Here is an 8085-nt window from a genome sequence, read left to right as displayed (position 1 = left end):
CCCCATCAATATAATGGTGGTTTGACGCCGAATGAATCAGAAAGATTGTTCTGGAAAAACTCTAAAACCGTGGCTAGTTTTTGTTGACCACTACAGATAAACATGCTCCCGCCTCGCTAAGGCGCTGCCAGACATCAGCACTCCGTATTGGCACATGATCACGTAATTTGGGCGTTGCCGCCGTAGTAGGTACGCCTGCGACATCAATGTTATCCTTTACAGCTATAGGAATATCAGACAACAGGCCTGTTGATTTGGTGTGCTGTTCCTCCGTGCGAGTGATATAACAACTAAAATCACCGTGCTGCCGCTCATGAGCGGTCAGCTCGCACTGATATTCCTTGGCGCTTAAGCGTCCTTCTTTCAATGCCTTTATTGCCGCCAGCAATGACCATGAAGCAACCTCCGAACTCATGCCAGAATCCCCTTGTCTCTCAATAGCTCAGGGTGCAGCCTTGTTATATACGGATGCAGCATATCGAGAGTATTGCCATACGCTTGGATAAAATGGTCAACGGCCTCAGGTGTTGTTGAGAGATGTTGGCATAACAGGCCATGGCGGGCGGTGACGAAGCCTTCATTCAGCAATTGCAAATGAACCAGAGCACGCAGTTCTTCTTTGCCCGCACGAATTCTGCCAGTGTCGACAGCATTGCGTGGTGGGATGGCGGAAAAGTGAAAATACGTCATTCCTCCTTCGCCACTTGTGTGCCCAATTACACCAACCGAAGCGGCGGCTGCATTGAGGCCAGTTCGCAACCGCTCCCCCAGCATATCAAGATAAGCGAACCCATCTGTGTCCAGATTCTGCATTGCCGCGATGCCAGCCGCCAGAGAGAGACTGTTCCCTCCGAAAGCGCTGGCGTGATAAACAGGATCGGGAGTGGAGGGATCAAATATCGACATAATATCGGCCTGCCCACCAAAAACACCGATTGGTAAACCACCACCTATGATCTTACTGGAAGTGCTTAAATCTGGTTTAATTTGGTGTTTTACCTGCCAAGGGCCAATACGAAAACTGGCGCACTCATCAAAAATAAGCACAGCTTGGTGTTCTGAGCAGAGTTGACGTAAGGTGTCGAGGTAATCTCGATCAGCTGGTACCCCCCCTCCAACACCGAGAACGGGCTCCACAATTACAGCTGCAACCCGGCCATGCAGTGCTTGCATGACGCGCGTTGCCACAGCGCTGTCGTTATACGGTATGGCAACTACCGATGCTAAAACACCTTCTGGAACACCATGGGCAAGATGTGCTGCGGGGAGTTCTGAAATGATCTGCTGACGGGTATTACCAGTGGTAATAAATGCATTAACGTGTGCCCAATCATGTGTACCGTGATAGCCGCCATCAATCTTTATCAAAATCTCTCGACCGGTATAGGCGCGAGCCGCGCGAATTGCCCACATGGTCGCCTCCGTACCGGAGTTGCAATAGCGTACCCGCTCCATTGACGGCATTAGTCCCTTTAATAGTTCGGCATGCTGATACTGTAATGGGCTGGGGCCACCAGGTGCTGTTCCCAGCGCAACCTGACGTTGTACCGCCTCTACCAATGCCGGATGATCATGCCCGTGTATCAGAGCACCATAGTTAGTTAGAAAATCCTCACGCCAAATACCGTCAATATCTTTTAAACGTGTCCCGGCCCCTTGTTCGAAATAAATAGGGAAAGGTGTATAGGTCGTCATCGTTCTGGTATCGCCGCCAGGCAGGAATTCTGCAGCTGTATCAAAAGCCGACGAAGAGCGCGGAGCAGATTCCTGATAACGTTTTGTAATAAGTTGAGCTATAGGATCGTTGAACGGCATAAGCCTCTCCAGAATAGGAATATGTTAAAGATTGTGATAACGGATTAGAAAGGTGCTGGGCCAGCAGAAAGCAGAGTTCTTGCAGCCCATAACTCAGGAAAAAAACGGTGCTCGGCAGAACGACGTAGCCAAGCGATACCATCGGTACCCCCGGTTCCCGCTTTAGAGCCGATCATTCGTTCAACGCTTAATTGATGTAATGCGCGCCATCGTGCGAACATTTCCGCAACATCAATCAAGGCTTCTGCCAATAGAAAAAGCTCATCGGCAGGGCCCTTTGTACGATAGATGTCAGCCCATGCTGCTGTAATCACATCAGCGTTAGCGGCTGTTGTGTGGGGGAGTGCCTCGGGGGAGAGCAAGCCTTTTCGACACAGCAACGCTAGCGCTTCATCATAAACACTAGTGTCATTCAGTGTACGATAGACCTCTTCGGCCACACCGGGAATATCAACATAACGTGCAGCCAACTTGGCTGACTTATGGCCTAGGGAAAACTCAACCATACGGAACATATAGGAATCAATGCCAGAGGCTCCTTTAAGCTGCTCGCGAAAAGCGTTGAACTCTGTCGGAGCAAGGGTATCCAAAATATCCCACATTTTGGAAAGAACGTTCAAACTCGCAGTGATACGCCGTAGCTCCCATATGGCATTGCTAATGTTATCTGTTACAAGCGAAAGACGAACGGTACGGATTTGTTCGTACAATAATTTAAAAATCAACTCCTTGACTTGGCCTGTAAGGTAGAAAACCATCTCTGATGGATGGTCTGTATGAGGATGTTGCAAAGAAAGCAATACATCAATGCTTTGATAATCAATATATTCCCCGCGCCCACTTCCGCGCTGTTGGGCAAGATTATACAGATGGGCATAATGTTTCGGCACGGAACTATCGGAATGGTCATATCGGTGAGCAAAGCGTTTTTGGTATTCAGCGAACATTCTAGGGTGAGGATGCAGAAACAAAATGTCGTGTATTGCCATTGGTCGAATAGCAAAAAGCATTTCTGGTGAACGCGCAACAGGAAATACCGGATTATGTACAGCTGATTCCGGACAGTTGGGATGAAACTGTCCTATCATCAGCCCTTTTTTCACAGCATATTCTTTTGTCCTGCGCTGAGCTTCATCCAATAATACTCCTAGATGCTCGGGCATATTAGTAATCAGTGTGACCAACGTTCCAATCGATGCTTTGTCTTCTGCCCAATTAAGGTTGGTAAAACGATCGATCTGTTGTCGCATCAGACCGCAAAGGTCCTCCAATCCATGTTGTTCCTGATAATTAGCGACATCCATTACTAGCGTTTTTGCCTGCAAGGCTGGTTTAACAAAAGGGCAGACGTTACCACTGCGGCCAATAAGCTCATGCTGGCGTGATAAATAATCGGTAAACCAAGCTAGGGCTTTATGATTGTCCTCTGGACTCTCCAAATTAGTTACCCGAATCTCCATTGCAACTCCTCGAACCATCATTTCAGGGGGGATTAAAAAATCATGTTAAAAGCCAAGTCTACCATGCATTGCCTATCATGAAATTAAGGATAGCTTCTTCCACCCATCAAGCAACAACAGTAAAATTTCCGTATTTGATGCTAAGCTTAACCAGTTCATAACATATTGTTTTGTATGGTCATGTGAAAATAGTAATTTAATAAATAATCTTTATTGGAGAGGACGTTTTGGGTAAATGCTTTTGATATTTATTGTGTTCGTTAAAATTATTATTTTTATATGTAATCAGGCATAATAAGCAAGGAGCGTAGGTAGCCACACGCATAAACCTCCAATTTAGCCGGAAAGGGGTTTTAAAGTTGGCACCGTAAGAAACCGTATGCCTTGTTAGTAGATAACTTACTGATTTATCATATTATAAGAGGTGTGAAAGCGAGAGTTTACCTATAATTTCAATGGAAATAATAACCAGTTGGAATTACACGATATGCTAATCTTTATGCTATAAAATAACATAATCCTACATAGCTTAAACTATATGCTACGCTTTAATTTTACTCTATTTCATTAAAGAAAGCCGTTATCCTATGAGAAAAAAAATCTTGCAAGATCATCATGTCAACGCTTTTGTATGGTTTGAATGTGCCAAGGGAAAGCTTTATGAGAAACTAGCTTCGCCGCATGGAATATCATCGATTAACTCAAGAAGTTTTATTATTATCTACCAAGTTGTTTATTTTGTTTGGTTTTTAATTGGAATTATGGCTCTCATTACCACTCTTTTTGTCATTAGCACTAAGACGATTAATGTACCCATATTAGTCCTGACAAGTTTGCTGACTTTTGCTTTTTTCATGGCTGTATACTTTCGATTTCGGCAGTTGAGGAAATATAAACACATTCCTGGTCCTGCATATAATTTTGCATTAGGGAATTTAAAACAAATCCTGCTAAACGGCCATACCTCTCGTGACAAAGCCATCGCGGCAATGCATGAAAAATTTGGTCCGGTGATCCGTTTACATCTGGCCTGGGGATCGCCAACAATAGTTTCCATGAACCAGGTTTTTCACAAGATTCATGATAATAAACTCGACGCTATTCGCAGTGCTGATAAATCAGTCCTCGGTGAGAACTTAATGGGGATAAGCCTTAATGAAACACACCGTGAACATCGTAGAGTTCTCACTCCTTTCTTAGGCGGTACTGCGATTGAGCGCGGTATCCCTCTGTTACGCCCCGTACTGTCAAAGTTGATAGACAAATGGCAAATGGGTACGACAGAACATGGCTCATTACAACGTGATGTCCTTAGCTGGAGTATTCATAGTCTTGGAACTTTTCTTTGTGGTACGGTTTGGAACCAAGCGATGAATTTTGACCGCTATCATGACGCTATTGAAGGCATTGAAGAAGCTATTAGTTTCCGCGCTTTTCACCCTAAGTTTGTCCGATGGATATTCCCTCGATTTACCGTCAGAGCAAAAGTTGATCATCAATATTTAGTACAATTTTCGAAAGATCTTATACAAGAGAGAATTAACAATGGTTTGAGCGAAGGAAAGCCTTCTAATGTATTAGACGCTCTGGCAATGCTAGCCTCTGGGAAGTATATAGATGAAAAAGGCAAATCATTAAGCTGGAGCATACACACTTGCGCCAATGAACTGGTTTCATTATTACTTGGAGGGACGGATGCAATGAGTTTTGTTGTAACACAGGCATTACTCAATCTTGCAAAGTATCCAGATGTTCAGAATGATGCTTACTCTATGATAATTAGCCCTAATAAAAATAAATTACATGGTTGTTCAGTAGAAGAAGCTATTGTTAGGGAGACTCTTCGTTTTACTCCTCCATTACCATACTCATCAAAATTTTCACGACATCAAAGTTATGATTGTTTGGGATACACCATCCCTAAAAAAACAATTCTTATGCCGCTTAGACCTGCCATTAGTCGTAATGAAAAGCTCTATTCGCGCCCTGATGATTTTATTCTTGAACGTTTAGCCTCTAAATCTGGTGGTTCCTGCCCATTTTCCAAGGAATCTTTAAGGTCTTTACTACCTTTTGGAATAGGGCCACGGGGATGTGTCGGTAGTGCTCTCGCAACCGCAATGTGTTCTGATTTTATCAAGCAAGTGTTAGGAACTTTTCAAATAGTTCTAAATGATAATGTAGAGGTACAGTACACATCAACGATTGCAGTTTCTGTATCTGTATTACCTATAAAGCTAGAACCAAGAATTAAGTAGTTTGTAAAATCAAAGATGAAGCGTTGACCGATTTAATATTTCATTCTTATGAGTGAGTCTATTATTTTTATCAACGCTCTCCTCATTGAATTTATTGGCATCGGTAACAGAGTATTATACTACCCTTGGGGAAATGCAATAATAAAACCGAATTGAATGATTTGAAACCACTATTCAAGCCAGTCTTGAAATCCGTTATATCTGATCCGTGCCGGCAATTCGCTAATTTCATCTCGTAAAAGAGGGTATTGTTGGATAAAATCAAGGCAGGTAATTATCAGTCGTTGATAATCACCTTGGTAAAGCCCAATAACGTGTTGTGTTATGTGCAGTACAACAGCCGAAGATATGACGCATCCTTACTTATTGAGATACTGCTTCTCCAGATTACTGACTGGATGAATAAAGTAGGGAATACCATGTCGTCATATTACAAAATGAAGAACCATCCGTTGTCCACCGTGAAAAGATTAAATTGTTCGCGACCAGGTGATGTGGTTGCTGGGCTGGCATTAATTAGTGTATCGGCCGATGCAACCCATGCGCGCTCGGCAACGAATGGGCAGTTATATCTTTCAGCGCCATTGCATGAGCCGCTTTGTCAAACACCAGAAAAATATTGGCCTTGTTATTATACGGTTCCGCAACATGTTCCTATTGGTAACTCATATCAGGACGTCATTGCGTAACGGCAATTTCTGATGTCATTACGTTAATAGATATGGCGTGATTAATACCTATGCCTAGTTTTTTAAGCTCATTGCGGTGGAGCTTTTTATGTCAGTGCCCGGCGTGTGTTGAGCGCAATGGCAAATAAAGGAGAAAATAAATGCCGGAACCATTAGCTGCAAGCACCAGTGCAGCCACATACATGCTCGGCGGTATTACTATCGCGAGTTTATTCGCGGGTGGGGATACGGGAGTGATTATCGGGTCGTTTTCCGGTGCGGTCATTTACGTCTTATCGGCATCCGACTTGTCTATTTGGCAGCGACTGTTGTCATTTCTGGCCTCGTTTCTCATTGGTGGGCAATGCGCCGGATTTGTGACGGACGTTATCAACTACGCCACGCCAGAAGTGATACAGGCCGAACGGCCGCTGGGAGCGGTAGTGGCTTCTGCAATTGCCGTTCGGTTGTTCATGTACATCAGCAAACAATCAGAAAATCCGGGGCAGTGGTTTAAAAAAATGCGAGGGAATGATGGTAATGGTCAGTGAAATCTTACTCATTGTTAACGCGCTGGTATGCGCGTTGAGTGCGCTACGTCTAATGACATTCCGCCGTGCGGGTGGGGCACACCGCCCCCTTGCAGCGTGGTGCGCTTATTTACTCATCATTGCGTCAGCGTCAGTCCCTATCCGTGTTTTGGCAGGCGAGTATGTTTCCGCTGATTGGTCAGAAACGCTGATTAACATCGCGTTCTGCGTCACCGTTTGGGCTGCCCGTGGGAACGTTATGCAGCTTGCCAAACCCTTTCTGAGATAGACCTTATGACACAAATCGAATTTCAACGGGCTGCAGGTATTCGCGCCGGGTTAGCTGTGCGTTGGTATCCACACTTAATCGCAACATTTACTGAGTTCGGTATTAATAAACCGATTGAGCAAGCAATGTTTATTGCCCAGATAGGGCACGAGTCAAACGGTTTTACGGCGCAGATGGAATCGTTCAATTACAGCGTTGAGGGGCTGATGCGAACCTTTGGGCCGTTATCCAACGCTAAGCGGCTTAGCCATCAACAATGTACCGCGCTGGGGCGTACTATTCAGCAGTCAGCGAAACAACAAGCCATCGCCAATTTGGTCTACGGCGGCAGGATGGGTAACCGGGCAGCGGGTGACGGCTGGAAATACCGTGGCCGCGGCCTCATGCAAACCACAGGGCTGAATAACTACCGTGCATGTGGTGCAGTCTTGAGGCTTGATCTGGTGGCACACCCCGAATTACTGGAAGAAGACCTGCACGGTATGCGATCTGCTGGCTGGTTTTGGCAAGCGAACAATTGTGGTCGGCATGCTGATGACGTAGTGCAATGCAGTTTTGTGATTAATCGGGGTACCAACGGCCTGGAAGATCGCAAAGCGCTTTTCCAACGCGCCAGCCAGGTGCTGCTATGAGCCAGTTAGCTTGGTGCTGGCGATTAATTAGAGAACATTGGCCGCTGCTGCTGGGTTTGTCACTTATCGCTCTTTTATTTGTCATGGTTATGACTATCGATAATCAGTGCTATGAACTCGAACAGGCTCAGCAACAGAACCGGCAGTTGTTAGCGCAGATACAAAGCCAAGAGGCGGCGATCGCTGCGTTACAACAATCTTGGGCTGATGAAATATCATTGAGTCGCCACGTGCAATAGCAATCGCCTGCTCCAGAGTGGTAACGTCAATGTTATGTCGCACAATCCGCACGGTGCATGGTTTTTCATGAAACGGATTCTCATGGCAAGCAGCTTTCGACCATTGTGAGCACACGCACAATGGTCGAAAGCTGCAGGAGTGACGGGATAACGTCACTCCGGCTTTTTTATTGGTGAATCAGATTGGGTTTTAA

At 45.1% G+C, this 8085-nt stretch carries 9 protein-coding genes; 6 read left to right on the top strand and 3 right to left on the bottom strand.

What is annotated here, in order from left to right:
* Positions 1 to 73 precede the first annotated feature (73 nt).
* From ACQKDS_RS17225 to ACQKDS_RS17215, 3 genes are read right to left on the bottom strand one after another with little or no spacing between them, the layout of a single operon-like run.
* Positions 74 to 415, bottom strand: a complete 342-nt coding sequence (locus ACQKDS_RS17225) for an amidase family protein (RefSeq protein WP_399672851.1) — start codon at positions 413 to 415, stop codon at positions 74 to 76.
* Complete coding sequence (locus ACQKDS_RS17220) at positions 412 to 1815, bottom strand: aspartate aminotransferase family protein (RefSeq protein ID WP_399672853.1); 1404 nt, start codon at positions 1813 to 1815, stop codon at positions 412 to 414. The genes ACQKDS_RS17225 and ACQKDS_RS17220 overlap by 4 nt, the downstream gene beginning before the upstream one ends.
* Positions 1816 to 1859: 44 nt before the next feature.
* Positions 1860 to 3275, bottom strand: coding sequence for a tryptophan 2,3-dioxygenase (locus ACQKDS_RS17215; protein ID WP_399672855.1), 1416 nt, complete (start codon positions 3273 to 3275; stop codon positions 1860 to 1862).
* 587 nt (positions 3276 to 3862) lie between these two features.
* On the opposite strand from ACQKDS_RS17215, the gene ACQKDS_RS17210 reads away from it, so the two are divergent.
* From ACQKDS_RS17210 to ACQKDS_RS17185, 6 genes are all read left to right on the top strand, one after another.
* On the top strand, positions 3863 to 5533 hold the full coding sequence (locus tag ACQKDS_RS17210) for a cytochrome P450 (protein WP_399672857.1): 1671 nt from the start codon (positions 3863 to 3865) through the stop codon (positions 5531 to 5533).
* A 251-nt stretch (positions 5534 to 5784) separates the two neighbouring features.
* On the top strand, positions 5785 to 6222 hold the full coding sequence (locus tag ACQKDS_RS17205) for a hypothetical protein (protein ID WP_399672859.1): 438 nt from the start codon (positions 5785 to 5787) through the stop codon (positions 6220 to 6222).
* A 140-nt stretch (positions 6223 to 6362) separates the two neighbouring features.
* Positions 6363 to 6752 carry a putative holin gene (locus ACQKDS_RS17200; protein WP_399672861.1) on the top strand — a complete coding sequence of 130 codons (390 nt, stop codon included), beginning with the start codon at positions 6363 to 6365 and terminating at the stop codon, positions 6750 to 6752.
* Positions 6733 to 7020, top strand: coding sequence for a phage holin family protein (locus tag ACQKDS_RS17195; protein ID WP_427622612.1), 288 nt, complete (start codon positions 6733 to 6735; stop codon positions 7018 to 7020). Before ACQKDS_RS17200 ends, ACQKDS_RS17195 begins: the two co-directional genes overlap by 20 nt.
* Before the next feature lie 5 nt (positions 7021 to 7025).
* Positions 7026 to 7652 carry a glycoside hydrolase family 19 protein gene (locus ACQKDS_RS17190; protein ID WP_399672865.1) on the top strand — a complete coding sequence of 209 codons (627 nt, stop codon included), beginning with the start codon at positions 7026 to 7028 and terminating at the stop codon, positions 7650 to 7652.
* Positions 7649 to 7891, top strand: a complete 243-nt coding sequence (locus ACQKDS_RS17185) for a hypothetical protein (protein ID WP_399672867.1) — start codon at positions 7649 to 7651, stop codon at positions 7889 to 7891. Before ACQKDS_RS17190 ends, ACQKDS_RS17185 begins: the two co-directional genes overlap by 4 nt.
* Positions 7892 to 8085: the final 194 nt, after the last annotated feature.

Origin of the sequence: Serratia sp. NPDC078593 (assembly GCF_050268245.1) — a bacterium.
Lineage (GTDB): Bacteria > Pseudomonadota > Gammaproteobacteria > Enterobacterales > Enterobacteriaceae > JBNNGK01.
Note: the sequence above shows the minus strand (reverse complement) of the source record. Positions and strands in the feature narration are given on the sequence as shown.